Source organism: Marinomonas sp. HM11-D, assembly GCF_057626615.1.
In genome coordinates, this window is the sequence record NZ_JBMMKT010000002.1 from 48,724 (window position 1) to 67,907 (window position 19,184).

Sequence of the window (19,184 nt, forward strand, 5' to 3'; positions counted from 1 at the left end):
GTGGTACTCTGGTCAGTATTAAACGATGACGCGACCAAACTCCATGCCCATACGTGTTGGTGTGTTGGCGTGCAGATGTTTTTCCCATTCCGCTACATCTTTACCAAATAGTACGATGGCCGTAGAGCCTAGCTTAAAGCGTCCCATTTCTTCGCCTTTCTTAAGCTCAATGTTAGCCAGTTTTTCGTAATCCCAGGTTTGCACTTGTTTACTGAACGGTGTCACTTGTCCTGTCCAAACGGTCTCAATGCTGGCCACAATCATGGCACCTACTAGGATCACGGCCATTGGGCCTGCAGCCGTATCGAAGATGCATACCGTGCGCTCGTTACGAGCAAATACATTCGGGATTTGTTCAGCGGTCACCTTGTTTACGGAAAACAGTTTGCCTGGTACGTGGATGGTTTTCACCAATTTGCCATCTAGTGGCATATGAACGCGGTGGTAGTCGCGCGGTGATAGGTAAACCGTTGCGAACTTACCACCAAGGAATTGATTAGACAGTTCAGCGTCACCGCCAAGCAGCTCTGTAAGGCTGTAACGGTGGCCTTTGGCTTGATAAATAGTGCCGTGGTCAATGTTGCCGATCTGGCTGATGGCGCCATCCGCTGGGCAAGCAATCACTTTATCGCCAGCGGCGATTGGGCGCATTTCAGGTTTGATGGCGCGGGTGAAGAAATCATTAAAGTTACGGTAGCTTAACGGATCTTCGTTAATCGCTTCGCTCATATCCACTTGGTATTTTTTAACAAACTGGCCGATAAAGGTGTTTTTAACCGGTTTGCTGGTGCACTCTGCGATGCGTCCTACAAATCGCGATAGGGCTTTTTGTGGAGTGATGTGCTGAACGAAAGCAAAAAGCTTGTCTTTATTCACGGTGTTTCCTAATACAGTAATTTAGTCAGCTAGTTTGATGACACGTTTAAAGGTATCAAACTGATCTCGGTCTAATTGGCCTTTTCCTGCCAACCAGTAAATATAAGTTTCTTGCTCATTAATCGGTGATGAGGCAAGAAATAGGTGCTGTTTGCCATTCAAGAGGGCGTCAACGCCATTGGGTAAGTCTCGGGCCATACTGGCAAACTTATCTTCATCGAAATGCACTGCCACACGCTTGCTGACCAGTTTGGCAATCACACCGGAGGGTGAGTTCCATTGAATCCCTTTTAATGTATTTACGTCGTAGCCAAACTGCAGCAGAGGACTGAGCTTGTTGTCACTGGTCGTGTGTTTCAGGATTAAAATCTGCTCACTGTGGCCCTTGAATAAGGCTAACAGTGCTTTCATTGCCAGTGTGGTGCGCTGTTTATTGTCAGTAATGCCTTTAAGTTTGGCTTGCAATTGAGCCAAAGGACTGACTGCGACTTTCTTGGTTGTGCTTGTAGCGCCAGTCGTTCGTGTATAGAGAGCAGGGGACAGTAGCTGTGCCGCTAGACTAGGTTTAATTGAGTGGCGTGCATCCCGAGCGGCTTCTGTGGTGGCGTAGTGGGTCACTTGAATCGCGTCGCCTAGACGGATATGAATGATGGCGGCAATCACACGATAAAAGAAAGGTAGATTTTTACTACCCCAGCCAACCACATTGGCTTCTTGAGAGACCTTGGTGGCACAGTAAGCTAAGATCAACGGACTGTTCATCAAAATGGTAATGCGCTTGTCTTCCGCAAAGCCTGGTAGCTGATCGGCCGTGTGGGTGAGTCGTGCAATGCTTTGCAGTTCTTCTGCTGTCGGTACTTGGTCGGTGAGAAACGACTCAATAATAATGCTCGGCACTTGCCATTGCTTAAATAAGGCAACCGTAAGTTCATCGATACGGCAGCCGAGAATGGCGTTTTCTGCGGCAAAGTTACTTTCGCCGCGGCGCAAGCGTTGTGTCAGTTGCTCCATTTCGTCATGGGCGTGGAACCATAATAACCAGCGGATGGCGTCACGGAAAAAGGTAATCCAAAACACGTCTTCTACATGGCTGATTTTCTTTTCGATCGCCCAGCGGCGCGCCATGGCGGCGGCTTCATAGCTGATTTGAACTTCACGGGAAAAGGCTCGATGCGCGTGGTTCTTGCTGTTCGGAATGTAAGGGTCGAGCAGATCAAATACTTTGCCAACGCCTGACATGCCGATCATGGAAGCCGCATGGATCGGGCTTTTAATATCGTTGCGCTTGTATTGAACCATGGTGTTGGCTTGATTAAGAATAGCAAAGGCTAACATCGGCTCGGATGAGATGTTTTTTTGCATTCTATCGAGCGTTTCGTCAGGCGTTTTGATTTGCTTCTTAAGCTTAGCAATGCTGTCAGAGCTAACTGGAAACTTCCTGTCTTGCAGATAGAGTAGCCATTCGTTGAGGCCAAAGGGTGACTTATTCATCATAGCTCGTTACATTTAAGGCTCAAGGCATTGTTAAATAATCGTTTCATTGCCGTTTCTATTGCATGGATGCACTAATCATACTGTATATTGTCTGGTGAGCATACACTGTCAAAAAGTAGGATGTAATAATGTTCGTAATCGCTGGAATGCTGATTGTAATTGTAAGTGTTGTCACTGGGTATTTGTTATCTCACGGTGAGTTACTGGCATTATGGCAGCCCTTTGAAGTACTGATTATCTGTGGCGCCGCCTTAGGTGCTTTTTTAATTGCCAATCCAGCGTCTCTGCAAAAGAAAACCTTTAAATTGTTGCCACAGGTTTTATTCGGTAGTCGCCACAATCGTGTTTTCTATTCACAATTACTAACCTGTGTCTTTAGCTTATTCCAGCGTAGTCGCCAAGATGGTTTCTTGGCAGTCGAGCAAGATGTGGAAGCGCCGTTTGAGAGCGAGCTATTTAATCGCTTTCCTGATGTCATTCGTGACCGCGAATTGGTCGAGTTTTTTACTGATAATTACCGTGTTTACACTATTACAGGGCTGCCATCTCATGAACTCGAAGCCATGATGGACTCAGAGTTGGAGCTTGTTTCTGAAGAGTTAATTGCGCCCGGACATGCAATGAATCGTGTCGCGGAGGCCTTGCCGGGTTTTGGTATCGTTGCTGCGGTGCTTGGGATTGTGATCACCATGGGCTCAATTGGTGGGCCTATGGAGGCTATTGGTGCTCACGTAGCAGCAGCACTAGTGGGGACTTTCTTGGGTATTTTCTTTGCCTACGGTTTTGTGGGTCCGGTGTCTGCTCACCTTGAACGTTTAGGGGAGCAAGAGCTGCAAGCCTACCTTTGTATCAAAGCTTGTCTCAGTGCCATGGCATCCGGCCATCCGCCAGCAATCTCGGTTGAAGCGGGTCGTAAGCTTCTACCTCCGCATCTACGTCCCAGTTTTATTGAGCTGTCTGATTTAGTGAAGCAGTTCCGTTAAGGGGTCGTTATGAATAATTACGATCCAGTGATACGACGCGTTAAAAAAATCAAAAAAGGTGGCCATCATGGTGGCGCTTGGAAAATCGCTCTAGCTGACTTTGCTTTGGCGATGATGGCGTTTTTCCTTGTGCTATGGATTATTAATGTAGCTTCGCCCGAGGAGTTGGCGGCCATTGAGGGCTACTTTAATGATCCGGCTGGCGCCTCAACGTCTGGCTACAGTAATCATCCGATTGATCTCGGTGGCAGTCCTGCTATGAGTACTGAGCGTAAGCTAGATCTGGACTTACCAGAGCCTGGCAGTACGCCGGAGCTAACTGATGAGTTAGCAAAGCGGGAAGGCAATAATGGGAACGAATTGGAAAAAATGAACGCCATGCTAGTGGAAGAGTTTAAAAGCATGGACCGTATCAATTCTAATAATCACAGTATGCGTATTGAGATTACGCCTGATGGGGTGCGCATCACCTTAATTGATGATCCGGATAAACCCATGTTTGAGCGTGGTAGTGCGCAATTGGTGCCGGATATGGAAAATACCTTGCTGTATATGGCGTCGGTGTTTAACCAAGTCAAAAACCCTGTGGTGATCACAGGGCATACGGATTCCTCTGCCTTTATTGGCAATGGTTATGAGGATAATTGGGATCTTTCTAGTGAGCGTGCCAATTCCGCTAAGCGTGCTTTAGTTGAGGGTGGTTTGGCGCAACGACGTATTGCTCAGGTGATCGGCTTGGCGGATACGGTGCCCTATAATCGAGTCAATCCTGATAGTCCTGAGAATAGACGTATTTCAATTACCTTGATGACGGATGCTGCTTACAAACGCTTGCTTGAAAGCAGTCGACGTCGTTTTGGCGGGGAGCGAACTCAATTGGATCCTTCTATGCCCCCCGAGACTGTGTTCTAGGGGGCATAGTAGATAAGGTTTGGGACTAGAAAGCGTCGTTATCGCGAATTGATTGACGAATGCGCAGGTAGCTTTCAAAGCGATGGTCAGATATCTCGCCTTTTTCTAGCGCTTCACGAATGGCGCAGCCTGGCTCCTGTTCATGGGAGCAGTCACGGAACTTGCAGTAACCAAGATGAGGGCGGAATTCAACAAAGCCCTCTAACAACTCATCCTCACTGATGTGCCACAGACCAAATTCACGAATCCCAGGTGAGTCAATCAAATCACCGCCCGATGGCATATGGAATAGTCGTGCTGTCGTGGTAGTGTGAGTGCCTTTTTTGCGCTTCTGAGATAACTCGCCAACGCTGATTTCAATGCCTGGAAGTAGCGTCCCGATCAAAGAGGATTTACCAACACCGGACTGACCCACGAATACGCTGATGCGGTCTTGTAGAAACTCATGCAGCTCGCTCATGCCTTGTTCGTTCTTGGTAGAAGTACGAATCACACGGTACCCCAAGTCGATATAGGTGCTCAGTAGATTCTCAAGGTCTTCTTTATTGGAATCATCAATCAAGTCACACTTGTTAAGCAAAATCACCGGAGGAATATCGACGGTCTCTGCTGCGACAAGGTAGCGGTCAATCAAGTTGGCATGTGGTACTGGCTCGGCAGCAATGACCACTACGATAAAGTCAATGTTGGCCGCCACAGGTTTTAAGCGGCCATGCATATCAGGGCGTTGTAGCAAGGTGTCGCGATCTGCGCGCGCGACCACAACACCGCCTTCATTTTGTTTCGGACGCCACACGACCTTGTCACCAGTGACCAATTGGCCAAGGTTGGCGCGCATGTTACAGCGCGTACTTTGTCCAATATGCGGCTCTTGCGTACCTTCGACCTCTACTTGCGTGCCAAAGTGAGAGATGATGATCCCTTCAGTTTCTGGGCCTAGATCAGATGACTGTAAGGTCTCTTCTGCACGGTCGTCACGTTTTTGCGTGCGCTCCATGCGTTCTTTTTGAATTCGTTCAATGCGCCAGGCTTGTTGTTTGGTCAGCTTTCGTTTTGACATTCGTAATTGTAGGTCGTTAATTTAAACGCATAGAGTATAATGGCTGGCAATTAAAATACAGGATTGAGTGCAATATGAGTTACAGCGAAGACAACCTGATCTGGATTGATTTGGAAATGACCGGACTTGAGCCGGATACTGACACCATTATTGAGATCGCGACCATTGTCACAGACAAAGATCTGAATGTTTTGGGTAAAGGCCCAAACCTCGCGATTCACCAAGATAAAGCGGTGATGGATGCTATGGATGAATGGTGTACCACTCATCATGGACAATCTGGTCTAACTGAACGCGTGTTGAATTCAAAAATCTCTATGGCGGATGCGGAAGCACAAACGATTGCTTTCCTTGAGCAATACCTGCCTGCTGGTAAGTCGCCAATTTGTGGTAACAGTGTGGGCCAAGATCGCCGTTTCTTGTATCGCTACATGCCGAAATTGGAAGCTTACTTTCACTACCGCTATTTAGATGTTAGTACGATTAAAGAATTGGCCAAGCGCTGGAAACCGGAAGCGTTAGCAGGCTTTGAGAAAAAAGGGGCGCACTTGGCGCTAGATGACATTATTGAGTCCATCGAAGAGCTAAAGCACTACCGCAAAACCATGTTTGGTCTTGAGGGCTAAATACCCTGTCCGATAATGTGGGCTTCGGCCCACGTTATGTCTTATTTCCGCTATGCTTGTCTGATACGCTTATTGACCTTTTGATAAGATCGGGAGACAGCCGTTATGCCATCCGTCCTTCCTCCACGTTATTTAATTCCTTTGTTTGATATTGCGGGTATTCGTGCTCGTGAGCAGGCGAGTTTTGCCCATGAAGGAGCAAGCTTTCCCATGATGCTGCGGGCCGGAAAAGCCTTATACGATCATATATTGCGTCGTCACCCTGCGATCACCCAGTTAGCGGTGGTTGTAGGTGGAGGCAATAATGGTGGCGATGGTTGGGTAGTGGCACAACTAGCGGCGCAAGACGGCATGCAGGTTCGAGTCTACGATGTGGCCAATTCGCCGCGTAAAGGCGATGCCAAGCTGGCGGAAGAGCACGCCATGGGGCATCCGCGCATTGAAGTGAAGAGCTTTCATGAGCTTGAATATGAAAGTGCTGCGGTCATAGTGGATGGATTGCTGGGGATTGGTTTTCAGGCGCCCTTGTCTGAAATGTACGTGCAAGTCATCACGACCATCAACCAATTGTCCAGTAATGGCGCTTGGGTGGTAAGTGTGGATTGTCCAAGTGGTTTGGATTTGCATTCTGGTCAGGCGACACTGGCGGTACATGCGGATCTAGTGGTGACTTTTATTGGCGATAAGCTGGGGCACTATCTACAAGACGGCTCAACCTACTGTCATGAAATTGTCACGGAAAATCTGCAAGCTGTTGACTTGTCAGAGCAACCACAAGCATACTTTCTTGAACCTGCCGCACTTGATCACTCATCTCCTTGTCAGCGAATTTTAAACTCTCATAAGGGAACTTATGGGCATGTCACTGTCATAGGTGGCGATCATGGTTACGGTGGTGCGGCCATTATGGCGAGCGAAGCCGCTGCTAAGTCAGGCGCGGGTACGGTCAGCTTATTTACGCGGGAAAAGCATGTGCCTGCCTCGCTGGTACGTAACCCCAATGTGATGGCGGTATCTTCTGAGCAAGCGGACATTCAGTCGACCTTGCGTGGTGCGCAGTCGGTAGTGGTGCTAGGGCCAGGTTTAGGTCAATCAGATTGGTCCAAGGCAATTTGGCAGCAGTGCCAATCATTGAATCAACCCATGGTGGTGGATGCGGACGGGCTTTATTGGTTGGGATTAAAGCCAATTAAGCGAGACAAGTTGGTGCTGACGCCGCACCCAGGCGAAGCAGCGCGATTGCTCAAAAAAGAGATTAACGACATTCTTCAAGATTTACCGCGAGCGGCGAATCTAATCGCCAATCGCTATCAAGCAGTGGTGATATTGAAAGGCGCGACAAGTGTTGTGGCCTCGCCTGATGGGCGCATGATGATTGTCGGAAAACCTTGCCCAGGTCTTGCAAAAGGCGGGTCGGGTGATGTGTTAAGTGGCATGGTGGGGGCATGTTTAGCCTATTATCAGGACACTTTTGAGGCAGCGGTAATTGCTGCGGCCTGGCACAATAAGGCGGCACAGCAGTGTGGCGCAGAGCTCGGAATGGTTAAGATGCAGCCTTATCAATTATTGGATTATTTGGAATGATTGTGCGCACACAGGTGTGTGTAGATAAGTGAGTATTAAAAAGTATGTTAGAAAGAGAAGTATTTGGCGAAGAAGCCATGGAGCTGTTTGGGGAAAACCTGGCAGCATCACTCAAAAGTGGTGGGGTGGTGTATCTAGATGGAAATCTAGGTATGGGGAAAACAACATTGGTGCGTGGTATTCTGCGTGGCTTGGGTTACATTGGCCCAGTAAAAAGCCCAACTTACACCATCGTTGAACCTTATGAATTAGATCACGTGGAAGTGTTCCACTTTGACTTGTATCGTATTAGCGATGCAGAGGAGTTGGAGTACATGGGGATTCGTGATTATTTTAAAGACGGGGCTTTATGTTTGGTGGAATGGGCCGAAATGGGGGAAGGTGTGTTACCAAAACCCGATCTTGTGGTGCATTTGGATTTAGTTCGTCATGGTCGAGCGATCTCCATTGAACCCAAAACTAGCTACGGTGTCGAAGCGGTAGCAGAGATAACCCAACGGCTTGCCAGCTGATTTTTAAAAGGAGGCCTTGCCTCCTTTTTTATTATCAAGTGCCGTCTATTTGAGATCAAAGTCGGCAAGCGTTATAGTGTCAACATATACTTGCTAGCTGTCTGATATGTATAAAAAAATCTTTTCTCTAAATTGGCTGTTGCCAGTTCTTTTGCTGACAATGAGTGTCGTTGCGCAAGCGGCTCAGGTCAAAGATATTCGTGTCGTCCAACAACCGGGAGCGACGCGTCTGGTATTTGAGCTGGATGGCTCAGTCAGCCACCAAATGTTCCCGCTAAGTAATCCTGATCGTATTGTGTTGGACATCAGCAATGCTCATATCTCGCAAGAGGTGGTGAACGGTTTGTCTGCCTTATCGTCGGATGTGTTGATGCGTGTGCGTTATGCGAAACGTGATAAGGGCATGCGTTTTGTACTTGACCTGAATAAAAAGGTAAAAGCGAAAACATCAGCCTTAGGGGCTTCGGGTGAATATGGTCCACGTATTATGGTGGAGCTTGAGTACGGTGCGCCAACCAGTACGGTGGCCGTGGTGAAAAGCTTAGCTTCTATCTCAGATGAGAAGCGTGATGTGGTGGTAGTGATCGATCCCGGTCACGGGGGGAAAGACCCTGGTGCACTTGGTCAATATAAGGTGCGTGAAAAAGACGTTGTGCTTTCGATTGGTTTGGAACTCGCGAAGCGACTGAACGGGATTCAAGGTATTAAAGCCGTTATGACCCGCTCGACCGATGAATATTTGCAGCTGCGAGATCGTTCTCGTATCGCTCGTGAAGCCAATGCTGATTTGATGATCTCCATTCATGCGGATGCCTTTACTAAAGCTTCTGCTCGCGGCGCATCTGTGTGGGCGTTATCCCTTAGTGGTAAAACCTCGGAAATGGGTCGCTGGTTGGCGCAGCAAGAACAAGCGGCAGATTTAGTGGGCGGCATTTCTTTGGATGATAAAGATCAGTTGCTAGCCGAAGTGTTGCTCGATATGTCGATGAACTCCACCATTCAAATGAGTTTGGATATTGGTGATAAGGTGCTACGAGAAATGAAGAGCGTCGCTGTGTTGCATAAAAACTCTGTGCAGCAAGCAGGCTTTGTGGTGCTGAAGTCGCCAGATATACCTTCGATCTTGATTGAAACAGGGTTTGTTTCCAATAAAACCGAAGCGAAAAACTTATCCAGCGGTACCTACCGTCGTAAATTAGCGGCGTCGATTGCTGAGGGTGTTGAGGATTTCTTCTTCTCCAATCCGCCGGATGGCACCTACATCGCGTGGCGTAAAAATCAGAAAGGTGGCAGTTACACTTACACCGTTTCTAAAGGTGATACTCTGTCTGAAATCGCCCGTAAAAATGGTGTCTCATTGGATTCACTACGCTCAGCGAATACGCTGCGCAATGATGTGATATGGATAGGGCAAAAGCTTTCCATTCCCGCAGGTTAATAGCCGCTTCATTATAGGAATCTCATGTCTAGAATACATTTGCTATCCCCGCGCCTAGCCAACCAGATTGCCGCGGGTGAGGTAGTAGAGCGTCCGGCATCGGTCGTTAAAGAGCTTCTTGAAAACAGTTTGGATGCAGGCGCAACTCAGCTTGATATTGATGTTGAGCAGGGTGGTGTGCGCGGTATTAAGATTCGTGATAACGGTCGTGGGATTGTCAAAGACGATTTATCTTTGGCGCTAAGTCGACATGCGACCAGTAAAATCATCACCCTAGATGACTTAGAGGCAGTTGCGACGCTAGGCTTTCGCGGTGAAGCGTTGGCGAGTATTAGCTCTGTTTCCCGTTTGCATCTGACTTCCTGTGCTGAAGGTGAGACTGAGGCGTGGCGCGTTGAAGCTGAGGGGAAAGACATGGCGACTTCTGTGCGCCCTGCTTCGCACCCTCAGGGCACCACCATTGAAGCCCGTGATCTGTTTTTTAATACGCCTGCCCGTCGTAAATTCCTACGTACTGAAAAAACTGAATTTAGCCACCTTGAAGAGGTGGTAAAGCGTCTGGCGTTAAGCCGCTACGATGTGGGTTTTCGTTTAAATCACAATGGCAAGCAAGTCTATGATTTGCGTCCAGTGCAGGATCAATTGCATGCGGAGCATCGTTTAGCCACCTTGCTCGGCAGAAAGTTTATTGAAAATGCGTTAACCATTGATGTGGAAGCAGCGGGCTTGCGTCTTTGGGGTTGGATTGGTTTGCCGACCTTCTCTCGTTCACAAGCCGATTTGCAATACTTTTTTGTTAATGGTCGTGTGGTGCGCGACAAACTGGTCGCTCATGCCGTACGCCAAGCCTACCGCGATGTCTTGTATAACGGTCGTCATCCAACCTTTGTGCTGTATCTGGAACTCGATCCAGGGACGGTGGATGTTAACGTTCACCCGACCAAGCACGAAGTGCGTTTTCGTGATGGGCGTTTAGTGCATGACTTCTTGTTTAGTCGAATCCATAAGGTGATTGCGGACGTACGTCCTGAAACGGGTATGTCTGGCAGTGCCGAAAATCCGATTCAGCGCCAAGAACCACAAATTCAAGAGCAAGAAACGCTTGGCCTGGGGCATCCTAGTCAGGCAAGGGATGTGTCTTGGATGACGGCGGGTTCAGCTCCTCAATCAGGTGCGAACGGCGGCTATTCGGGGGCTAGTAGCTATTCTCCTAAAGATGTACCAACGAGTGCGCAGATAACGGGGCAGTTGAGTGCGGTCTCGCAAATGAACGATTTTGCTCGCCAATTTGCCGGTGAAGAGATTGATCCTGAAACGGGAGAGATTAAGCAGATCGTCCCTGCGCAGGTGGCCCCCAGTACTTATCAAAGTCCGGTAGTGCCTCAGACTTCTTATGGGACGGGGCGAGTGCGTGAGCCGCTGCCGCGTGACGGTGCGACACCGCCACTTGGCTATGCAGTGGCGCAGCTGCATGGCATCTATATCCTCTCGGAAACAGAGCAGGGCATGATTATCGTTGATATGCATGCTGCCCATGAGCGGATTGTGTATGAGCGCATGAAGGCCGCGTTTTACTCGAAAGATGTGCCATCACAGCCGTTGCTGGTGCCGATCAATGTGTCTATTTCTCAGGCGGAAGCAGACTTGGTGGAAGACAATCACGACGTCTTTGTACAGTTTGGCTTCAATATTGAGCGCTCAGGGCCGGAAAGTGTCATGGTGCGTGAAGTGCCTGTGATACTGATTGATGGTGATATTGAAAGTCTAGTGCGTGATGTCATCAGTGATTTGGTGGTCAATGGCACAACAGATTTGTTGCAAGCGCGTGCGAATGAGCTGATGGCGACCATGGCTTGCCATGGTGCAGTGCGCGCCAATCGCAAACTGTCGATTACAGAGATGAACAGCCTGCTGCGTGATATGGAAGTGACCGAGCGCAGTGGGCAATGTAACCATGGACGTCCGACCTGGACACAGTTGTCGATGTCCGATTTAGATAAATTGTTTTTACGGGGCCGTTAAGATATGTCCAAACCTAAAGTTGTCTGTTTGATGGGGCCAACCGCTTCCGGTAAAACAGGCCTTGCAGTCGAACTGGCTAGCCAATATGGCTATGACATCATCAGTGTCGATTCTGCGCTCATTTACAAAGGAATGGATATTGGTACGGCAAAGCCTGATGCTGAAACCCTAGCCAAGGCGCCTCATCGTCTGATCGATATTATTGATCCGAGTGAAAGCTACTCTGCAGCCGATTTTATGGCAGATGCCCAGCGTGAAGTGGCGGATATTATTGCCCAAGGCAAAACGCCTTTGTTGGTGGGCGGCACCATGATGTACTTCAATGCGTTGCAGAAGGGCTTGGCGCTGATGCCGCCAGCTGACGCCGATATTCGTGCGGAGTTCGAACAGCATGCAGCGCAATTTGGTTTGGCTAGCTTGCACGATCAATTGAAACAAATCGATCCTGTGGCGGCGGCACGTATTAATCCGAATGACTCGCAACGCTTGCAGCGGGCGATCGAAGTGTACCGTTTAACTGGCAAGACCATGACTCAATGGTGGGCGGAGCAAGAAGCGCAAGAGTTGCCATTTGATTTGGTGAATATTGCCGTGATGCCGCAGGAGCGTTCAGTGCTACATCAACGCATAGAAGAGCGTTTTCACATCATGATGGAGCAGGGCTTTTTGGCGGAAGTGGAAGCCCTCTATGCTCGCGGTGATTTGACCATTGATATGCCGTCGGTACGCTGTGTTGGCTACCGTCAGTTGTGGCAATATTTAGAAGGTGAAGATACGCTGGAAGAAGCGGTCTTTAAAGGCATCGTCGCGACGCGGCAATTAGCAAAACGTCAGCATACTTGGTTGCGTGGCTGGGACGATCTGGCTATTTTTGATAGTTTAAATCAAGATCTTTTAGGACAAACCTTGAAATACTTGGAAAGCAAGATTATATAAGGGGAAATCAAGAAAGATTTGGTGTACTATCTATAGTATTGTTTTGCCAATATTTTAATTATAAGTTTGCTTGCTTAAGGAGATTCCGATGTCAAAAGGGCAGTCACTACAAGACCCTTACCTAAACGTACTTCGTAAAGAAAGAGTACCTGTTTCTATCTTTCTTGTGAATGGTATTAAATTGCAGGGACAAATCGAGTCATTTGATCAGTTCGTGATTTTGTTGAAAAACACTGTAAGCCAAATGGTTTACAAGCACGCAATCTCGACAGTTGTTCCTTCTCGTACTATCCGTCTACCGTCCCCTGATCAGGCGGAAGATACAGCAGAATAAGTTTGTTCTAACTAGGACAAACAGAGGTTATATAACTTGTTTTTCGAACGCCCTGAAAGTGGTGAAATTGCTGTCCTGGTTCACATCGATTTTCATGATCTAAACGACAATCATGGACCAGAAGAGTTCGTAGAACTCGCTATCTCTGCTGGTGCAGATCCTGTTGCAGTCGTAACAGGGTCTCGGCAAAGAGCTGATTCAAAGTTCTTTGTAGGTACCGGCAAACTAGAAGAAATCAAAGAAATAGTAATTCGAGAAGATGCTCAAGTAGTGCTTTTCGATCATGCCTTATCTCCTTCCCAAGAGCGAAATCTAGAAAGTGTCTTGAAATGTCGTGTACTGGATCGTACCGGCCTGATTCTGGATATCTTTGCTCAGCGTGCGCGTACCCATGAGGGTAAGTTGCAGGTCGAGCTTGCTCAGTTGCAACATATGTCAACACGATTGATTCGTGGCTGGACCCACCTTGAACGCCAAAAAGGCGGTATTGGTATGCGTGGTCCAGGTGAAACTCAGTTGGAAACTGACCGTCGTTTGCTGCGTGAGCGCATTAAAGCCATCCAAAAACGTCTTGAGAAGGTAAACTCACAGCGAGATCAAAGTCGCCGTGCCCGTTCTCGTTCGGATGTGCCAACAATTTCCCTTGTCGGTTACACCAACGCCGGTAAGTCGACCTTGTTTAACCGTGCCACTGGCGCCGATGTGTATGCGGCCGATCAGTTGTTCGCGACCTTGGATCCAACCTTACGTCGTCTTGATCTCGAGCAGGTTGGTACCGTGGTGTTGGCGGATACGGTAGGTTTCATTCGTAAACTGCCACACCGTTTGGTGAAGGCCTTCCAAGCGACTCTGAAAGAGTCGGCTGAATCCGACTTGCTATTGCATGTAGTGGATGCGGCGGATATCAGTCGTGATGACAACATTGCGGCAGTTGAAGAAGTATTAGAAGAGATCGGTGCTAATGAGCTGCCGACACTAAAAGTCTTTAACAAAATTGATGCTCTGCCAACGGGTGAGCCGCGTATAGATCGTGATGAGCACGGGAACCCTGTGCGAGTTTGGTTGTCTGCTCGAGAAGGGATTGGTATTGATTTACTAGAGCAAGCCATTGCGGAATTATTGTCTGAAGACATTGTCAAAGAAACCATTGTGGTGCCAGCGAATTTAGGTCGTTTTCGTGCGATGTTATTTGAGCAGGGTGCTGTCAAAGGGGAAACTTACAATGAGTTAGGGCAATCTGTGCTTGAATTATGCTTACCTCGCAAGGATTATTTACAGATTCTTGCTAGAGTAGGTGTGTCTGAAGATCAAATTCAGGCAGCCTAAGTCACCGGATTATCATTACAAGAAAGTGGAGATGTAGTATGGCCTGGAATGAACCGGGTAATAACGACAACGACCCATGGAACACGGATAAAAACCGTAATAAAAATGGGGGGCGTGACCAAGAGCCCAATAATGACCCTTGGGGCCGTCAAGGTCAGAACGGTGGTAAAGATCAAGCGCCACCTGATCTAGATGAAGCCTTCAATAAGCTGATGGACATGCTTGGCGTGAAGAAAAAACGCGGCGGCAATGGTGGTTCCGGCTCTAATGGCGGCTCAGGCATGGGCGGCAAATTTAGTGGCGGTTTACTGGGCGTGGTTGTCGTTGGTTTGTTCGCGCTTTGGGCGGCTACTGGTATTTACCAGGTCGACCAGCAAGAGCGTGGTGTGGTACTACGTCTTGGTAAATTCCATGAGACAGTGATGCCGGGTTTGCATTGGAATCCACCAATGATTGACTCTGTGACCAAGGTTAACGTGACCAAGGTTCGTTCTCACGATCACAAAGCACTAATGCTGACGGTTGATGAAGCCATTGTTGAGGTCGGTGTATCGGTTCAGTACTCGATCGATAATCCACGTGATTTCGTCATTAACGTGCGTTCACCAGAAGATTCTTTGGCGCAGGCGGTAGAAAGTTCGTTGCGTCACGTGGTGGGTACCACTGAGATGGACCAGATCTTGACTGAAGGTCGTGAAGTATTGGCGGCAGATGTGAAAGATCGTTTGCAGTCTTACATCAACGTTTACGGTACAGGTCTTCTGATCTCTAAAGTCAACGTAGAAAACACTCAAGCACCAACGCAAGTGCAAGAGGCGTTTGACGACGTAATCAAGGCAAAAGAGGATGAGCAACGTGTTCGTAACGAAGCTGAATCCTACGCTAACGGTATCATTCCAGAAGCTCGTGGTCGTGCTCAGCGTATTCGTGAAGAGGCTGAAGCCTACCGTTCTGAGATCGTAGCTCGTGCCCAAGGTCAAGCGGATCGATTCGATCGCCTATACCAAGAGTACGTGAAAGCGCCGGCGGTTACGAAACAGCGTTTATACCTAGAAACGCTTGAAACCATCTACAAAGATGCCAACAAGGTCATTATTGACACGAAAAATGGTAATAATATGATGTACCTGCCGCTTGATCAAATCATGAAGCAGCGTCCAACATCATCAAATGCGAGTGGTTTGAACGCTTCTTCGATCAGTTCGTTAACTGATCAAGTGATTGCAGAAATTCGCAATCGTCAAACAGCTGGTTCGGTTCGAGAAGGGAGAAACTAATGAAAAACCTATCTTTTGCGATTTTGTTTATCGTATTGGCTGCGGTTTTAGTGGCTTCTCAAACACTCTTCGTAGTGAAAGAAACTGAACGTGCGGTGGTATTGAAGTTCGGTGAGATTGTTCGTGACGATGTTCAGCCTGGCTTGCATTTCAAGCTACCTATCATGAACGATGTAAAAACGTTCGATGCACGAATTTTGACCATGGATTCACGCCCTCAGCGTTATTTAACGCTTGAGAAAAAGGCTGTGATCGTGGATTCATATGTAAAGTGGAAAATCGCTAACGTAGCGCGTTTCTATCAAGCAACCTCTGGTGACGAATTTGTTGCCAACCGAGTGCTTTCTTCTCGTGTTGATACGGGTCTGCGTAACCAATTTGGTGAGCGTACCATGCACGAAGTGGTATCTGGGCAGCGTGAAGAGTTGATGACGGAGTTGCGTGATCGAATCGATGAAGTGGCGCAGAGAGAGCTAGGTATTACTATTGTTGATATCCGTGTGAAGCGAATTGATCTACCGCCTGATGTGAGTGAGTCTGTTTATCAACGTATGCGTACTGAACGTGAGCGTGAAGCACGTGAGCACCGTTCTAAAGGTCTAGAGCTTGCAGAGGGTATTCGTGCGGATGCTGACCGCCAGCGTGTGGTGCTTGAAGCAGAAGCGCAACGTGATGCGGAAATGATTCGTGGTGACGGTGATGCGCAAGCGGCTGCGATCTACGCTGAAGCATACCAGCAAGATCCAAAATTCTTTGATTTCTACCGTAGCCTACAGGCTTACCGAGAAAGCTTCGCGAACAGTGGCGACGTATTTGTCTTGGATCCAGAAGGCGAATTCTTTAAGTACTTTAAAGAAACCAAATAAAGAGTCGGTTTTTGGCTGACTTGTAGGTGGATATGCCTGTAAGTCAGTCGTATAATCGTGATAGAATCAGCAAAACCGGGTTAAGCCCGGTTTTTTAATGGTCAAAATATAGAGAGTCTATGCAGGAATTGTTGCATTCGCTTCTAGTCGGCTTCAGTTTGCTACTGATTGCTGAAGGGGTTTTACCATTTTTGAAGCCAAACTTATGGCGAGAAATGATGGTAAGAGCGATCGCGAGTTCGGATAAAAACTTGCGAGTGCTTGGGGCGGTGAGTATGTTTCTTGGATTAACGCTCCTATTACTGACCCGAAGCTAAGAGGATACAGTTTAATGACGCTAGCAGATCGCTGGTTGCTTCCAGATGGTGTTGATGAGGCCTTACCGAAACAGGCCGCAAAAATTGAACATCTAAGAAGAACGCTGCTTAATCTCCACGAAAGTTGGGGTTACCAATTGGTCATTCCCCCTCTAATCGAGTACCTAGATTCTTTACTAATCGGCGCAGGCTCTGACCTAGAGATCGAAACCTTTAAAGTGATTGATCAATTGTCCGGCCGATTAATGGGAATCCGAGCAGACTTCACATCTCAAGTGGCGCGCATTGATGCCCACTGTCTAAAAAATGATGGCGTACAACGCCTAAGTTACTGTGGTAGTGTGCTGCGCACGACTCCGGCAGGACTTGATGGTACCCGTAGCCCAATTCAACTAGGCGCAGAGCTATACGGCCATAGTGGTATCGAAAGTGATTTGGAAATCCTGTCACTTATGTTGGATACCCTAACACAAGCCGGCTTGTCTAAGGTTGTGTTAGACGTTGGTCATATTGATGTCGTCCGTGGTGTCATGGCAGCATCTGGTTTGACAAGTGAGCAAGAGGCGAAGCTTGCGGATCTATACCGCGCTAAAGGCTTGCCTGAATTAGAAGCTTTCCTTGCGACAACAGATCTTGATGAAAGTGCTAAACAGTGGCTTTCAGTACTGCCTCGTCTATGTGGTGGTGTTGAAGTGCTAGATCGTGCGGAAGCGGCGTTGTCTGGTGTAAGTGACTCAGTTTCCAATGCGCTAGCTCAAATTCGTGCGGTAGCTGACGTGGTTGCGACTCGCTTTGCTGCAGTAGGTCTGCATTTTGACCTGTCAGATATGGAGTCTTACAGCTACCACACAGGTCTAGTGTTTGCGGCTTACGTGCCAGGACATGGTAATGCGGTTGCCCGAGGCGGACGTTATAACTTCATTGGTGAAGTATTTGGTCGTTCTCGTCCAGCAACAGGCTTTAGTACAGATGTTAAGACATTGGTTTTTTTAGCTGATGTAACGGTTTCTGAGCGTTCAAGTGTGCTAGCGCCAGCTACACATAACGATGCGCTATGGCAGAAAGTAAAAACTTTGCGCCAAGAAGGTTACCGTGTCATTCAGCAGCTTGATGACGGTACCAATGCATCAGATTTTGATTTCCAGTTAGTGGCTCAGGGCGACAACTGGGAACTAGTTTCAGTTAAATAATCGATTTTCGGTTTTCAAAATTTTAAGCGAGACCATAAAAATGGGTAAGAACGTTGTTATTCTAGGCACTCAATGGGGTGACGAAGGTAAAGGTAAGGTCGTTGACCTTCTAACAGAAGACGTAGCTGCGGTAGTGCGTTTCCAAGGTGGTCACAACGCTGGTCACACATTGGTAATCGACGGTAAGAAAACCGTATTGCACTTGATCCCTTCTGGCATCCTTCGTGACGGTGTTCAGTGTATCATCGGTAACGGTGTTGTATTATCTCCTGCAGCATTGCAAAAAGAAGTAGCTGAGCTTGAAGAGCAAGGCGTTCCTGCCGTTGAGCGTCTAAAAGTTAGCCCAGCGTGTCCTTTGATCCTGTCATACCACATTGCCATGGACCAAGCGCGTGAAGCAGCGAAAGGCGACAAGAAGATTGGTACAACAGGTCGTGGTATCGGTCCTGCTTACGAAGATAAAGTGGCTCGTCGTGCGATCCGTGTTGCGGACATTCTAGACAAAGAGCGCTTTGCTGAGAAATTGAAAGAAGTGCTGGCATACTACAACTTCATGTTAGAAAACTTCTACAAAGTTGAGCCAGTATCTTTTGATGACGTCTACGAAGAAGGTCTGAAAATGGCTGAATTCCTGCGTCCAATGGTAACTGACACAATTAACCTGTTGCACGATCTGCGTAAAGCAGGCAAGAACATCATGTTCGAAGGTGCGCAAGGTTCTCTACTAGACGTTGACCACGGTACTTACCCATACGTAACGTCTTCCAACACGACTGCTGGTGGTGCGCCTGCAGGTACAGGTTTTGGTCCTCTATACCTTGACTACGTACTAGGTATCACCAAAGCGTACACGACTCGTGTAGGTTCTGGCCCTTTCCCAACAGAGCTTTTCTGTGAAGATGGTAAGCGTCTAGGTGAGCGTGGCCACGAGTTCGGCGCAACTACTGGTCGTCAGCGTCGTTGTGGTTGGTTTGATGCGATGGTGCTTCGCCACGCGGTTCAGATCAACTCAATCTCTGGTATCTGTCTAACGAAACTTGACGTACTAGACGGTTCAGAAGTGATCAAAGTGTGTGTTGGCTACGAAGATGCAAACGGCAACCCAATGTCTGGTTCTATGGTGGATAGTGAAAGCTACGAGCAAGCGAAACCAGTTTACGTTGAACTGCCTGGTTGGTCTGAGTCAACTGTCGGTGCGCCGAGCTTTGAAGCACTTCCAGCGAATGCTCAAGCTTACATCAAGTTCATCGAAGAGAAGATTGGCGTGCCAGTAGATATCATCTCTACAGGTCCAGATCGTAACGAAACAATCGTTCTTCGTGACCCATTCAAAGCTTAATAAGAGCCTTGATAAAAAAAGCCGAGTCAAATGACTCGGCTTTTTTGTATCTGAACAGAGCTTGTTAGGCTTATGAGTTCGATTTGCTTAAC

The 19,184-nt window shown here is 47.9% G+C and carries 18 protein-coding genes; 15 read left to right on the plus strand and 3 right to left on the minus strand.

The genetic code is table 11. The annotated features are described in order from the left end of the window. Nucleotides 1-18: 18 nt before the first annotated feature. Both asd and ACOSVP_RS02620 read right to left on the minus strand, forming a co-directional pair. Nucleotides 19-876 (minus strand): archaetidylserine decarboxylase, encoded by an 858-nt coding sequence (gene asd, locus ACOSVP_RS02615; protein WP_487345958.1) that lies wholly within the window; start codon nt 874-876, stop codon nt 19-21. 21 nt (nt 877-897) lie between these two features. Continuing rightward, nucleotides 898-2,370 carry an HDOD domain-containing protein gene (locus ACOSVP_RS02620; protein WP_487345959.1) on the minus strand — a complete coding sequence of 491 codons (1,473 nt, stop codon included), beginning with the start codon at nt 2,368-2,370 and terminating at the stop codon, nt 898-900. Between the two features lie 128 nt (nt 2,371-2,498). On the opposite strand from ACOSVP_RS02620, the gene motA reads away from it, so the two are divergent. Next, entirely contained in the window at nt 2,499-3,353 is an 855-nt protein-coding gene (gene motA / locus ACOSVP_RS02625; protein ID WP_487345960.1) for a flagellar motor stator protein MotA, read from the plus strand. A 9-nt stretch (nt 3,354-3,362) separates the two neighbouring features. Then, nucleotides 3,363-4,265: a flagellar motor protein MotB gene (locus ACOSVP_RS02630; protein ID WP_487345961.1), complete on the plus strand. Its 903-nt coding sequence runs from the start codon at nt 3,363-3,365 to the stop codon at nt 4,263-4,265. Between the two features lie 25 nt (nt 4,266-4,290). Here the strand turns inward: ACOSVP_RS02630 and rsgA are convergent, their stop codons facing one another. Further along, entirely contained in the window at nt 4,291-5,325 is a 1,035-nt protein-coding gene (gene rsgA / locus ACOSVP_RS02635; RefSeq protein ID WP_487345962.1) for a small ribosomal subunit biogenesis GTPase RsgA, read from the minus strand. Nucleotides 5,326-5,399: 74 nt separating this feature from the next. On the opposite strand from rsgA, the gene orn reads away from it, so the two are divergent. The 13 genes from orn to ACOSVP_RS02700 all read left to right on the plus strand — a co-directional run bounded on the left by orn (nt 5,400) and on the right by ACOSVP_RS02700 (nt 19,092). Continuing rightward, nucleotides 5,400-5,951 (plus strand): oligoribonuclease, encoded by a 552-nt coding sequence (gene orn / locus ACOSVP_RS02640; RefSeq protein WP_487345963.1) that lies wholly within the window; start codon nt 5,400-5,402, stop codon nt 5,949-5,951. Nucleotides 5,952-6,056: 105 nt separating this feature from the next. Then, nucleotides 6,057-7,535: an NAD(P)H-hydrate dehydratase gene (locus ACOSVP_RS02645; protein ID WP_487345964.1), complete on the plus strand. Its 1,479-nt coding sequence runs from the start codon at nt 6,057-6,059 to the stop codon at nt 7,533-7,535. Nucleotides 7,536-7,579: 44 nt separating this feature from the next. Then, nucleotides 7,580-8,047: a tRNA (adenosine(37)-N6)-threonylcarbamoyltransferase complex ATPase subunit type 1 TsaE gene (tsaE, locus tag ACOSVP_RS02650; protein ID WP_487345965.1), complete on the plus strand. Its 468-nt coding sequence runs from the start codon at nt 7,580-7,582 to the stop codon at nt 8,045-8,047. A gap of 106 nt (nt 8,048-8,153) precedes the next feature. After that, nucleotides 8,154-9,485 (plus strand): N-acetylmuramoyl-L-alanine amidase, encoded by a 1,332-nt coding sequence (locus ACOSVP_RS02655; RefSeq protein WP_487345966.1) that lies wholly within the window; start codon nt 8,154-8,156, stop codon nt 9,483-9,485. A gap of 24 nt (nt 9,486-9,509) precedes the next feature. Continuing rightward, entirely contained in the window at nt 9,510-11,507 is a 1,998-nt protein-coding gene (mutL, locus tag ACOSVP_RS02660) for a DNA mismatch repair endonuclease MutL (RefSeq protein ID WP_487345967.1), read from the plus strand. 3 nt (nt 11,508-11,510) lie between these two features. Further along, nucleotides 11,511-12,443 carry a tRNA (adenosine(37)-N6)-dimethylallyltransferase MiaA gene (gene miaA / locus ACOSVP_RS02665; RefSeq protein ID WP_487345968.1) on the plus strand — a complete coding sequence of 311 codons (933 nt, stop codon included), beginning with the start codon at nt 11,511-11,513 and terminating at the stop codon, nt 12,441-12,443. A gap of 88 nt (nt 12,444-12,531) precedes the next feature. Next, entirely contained in the window at nt 12,532-12,777 is a 246-nt protein-coding gene (gene hfq / locus ACOSVP_RS02670; protein WP_055464247.1) for an RNA chaperone Hfq, read from the plus strand. A 36-nt stretch (nt 12,778-12,813) separates the two neighbouring features. Beyond that, entirely contained in the window at nt 12,814-14,103 is a 1,290-nt protein-coding gene (gene hflX / locus ACOSVP_RS02675) for a ribosome rescue GTPase HflX (RefSeq protein ID WP_487345969.1), read from the plus strand. A 38-nt stretch (nt 14,104-14,141) separates the two neighbouring features. Continuing rightward, a complete protein-coding gene (hflK, locus tag ACOSVP_RS02680; protein ID WP_487345970.1) occupies nt 14,142-15,380 on the plus strand; it encodes an FtsH protease activity modulator HflK in 1,239 nt (412 codons plus the stop codon). After that, on the plus strand, nt 15,380-16,246 hold the full coding sequence (gene hflC, locus ACOSVP_RS02685) for a protease modulator HflC (RefSeq protein ID WP_487345971.1): 867 nt from the start codon (nt 15,380-15,382) through the stop codon (nt 16,244-16,246). Before hflK ends, hflC begins: the two co-directional genes overlap by 1 nt. Before the next feature lie 119 nt (nt 16,247-16,365). Then, nucleotides 16,366-16,563: a DUF2065 domain-containing protein gene (locus tag ACOSVP_RS02690; protein WP_487345972.1), complete on the plus strand. Its 198-nt coding sequence runs from the start codon at nt 16,366-16,368 to the stop codon at nt 16,561-16,563. A gap of 14 nt (nt 16,564-16,577) precedes the next feature. Further along, entirely contained in the window at nt 16,578-17,753 is a 1,176-nt protein-coding gene (locus tag ACOSVP_RS02695) for an ATP phosphoribosyltransferase regulatory subunit (protein ID WP_487345973.1), read from the plus strand. Nucleotides 17,754-17,793: 40 nt separating this feature from the next. Beyond that, nucleotides 17,794-19,092, plus strand: coding sequence for an adenylosuccinate synthase (locus ACOSVP_RS02700; protein WP_487345974.1), 1,299 nt, complete (start codon nt 17,794-17,796; stop codon nt 19,090-19,092). The last annotated feature ends 92 nt before the right edge of the window (nt 19,093-19,184 follow it).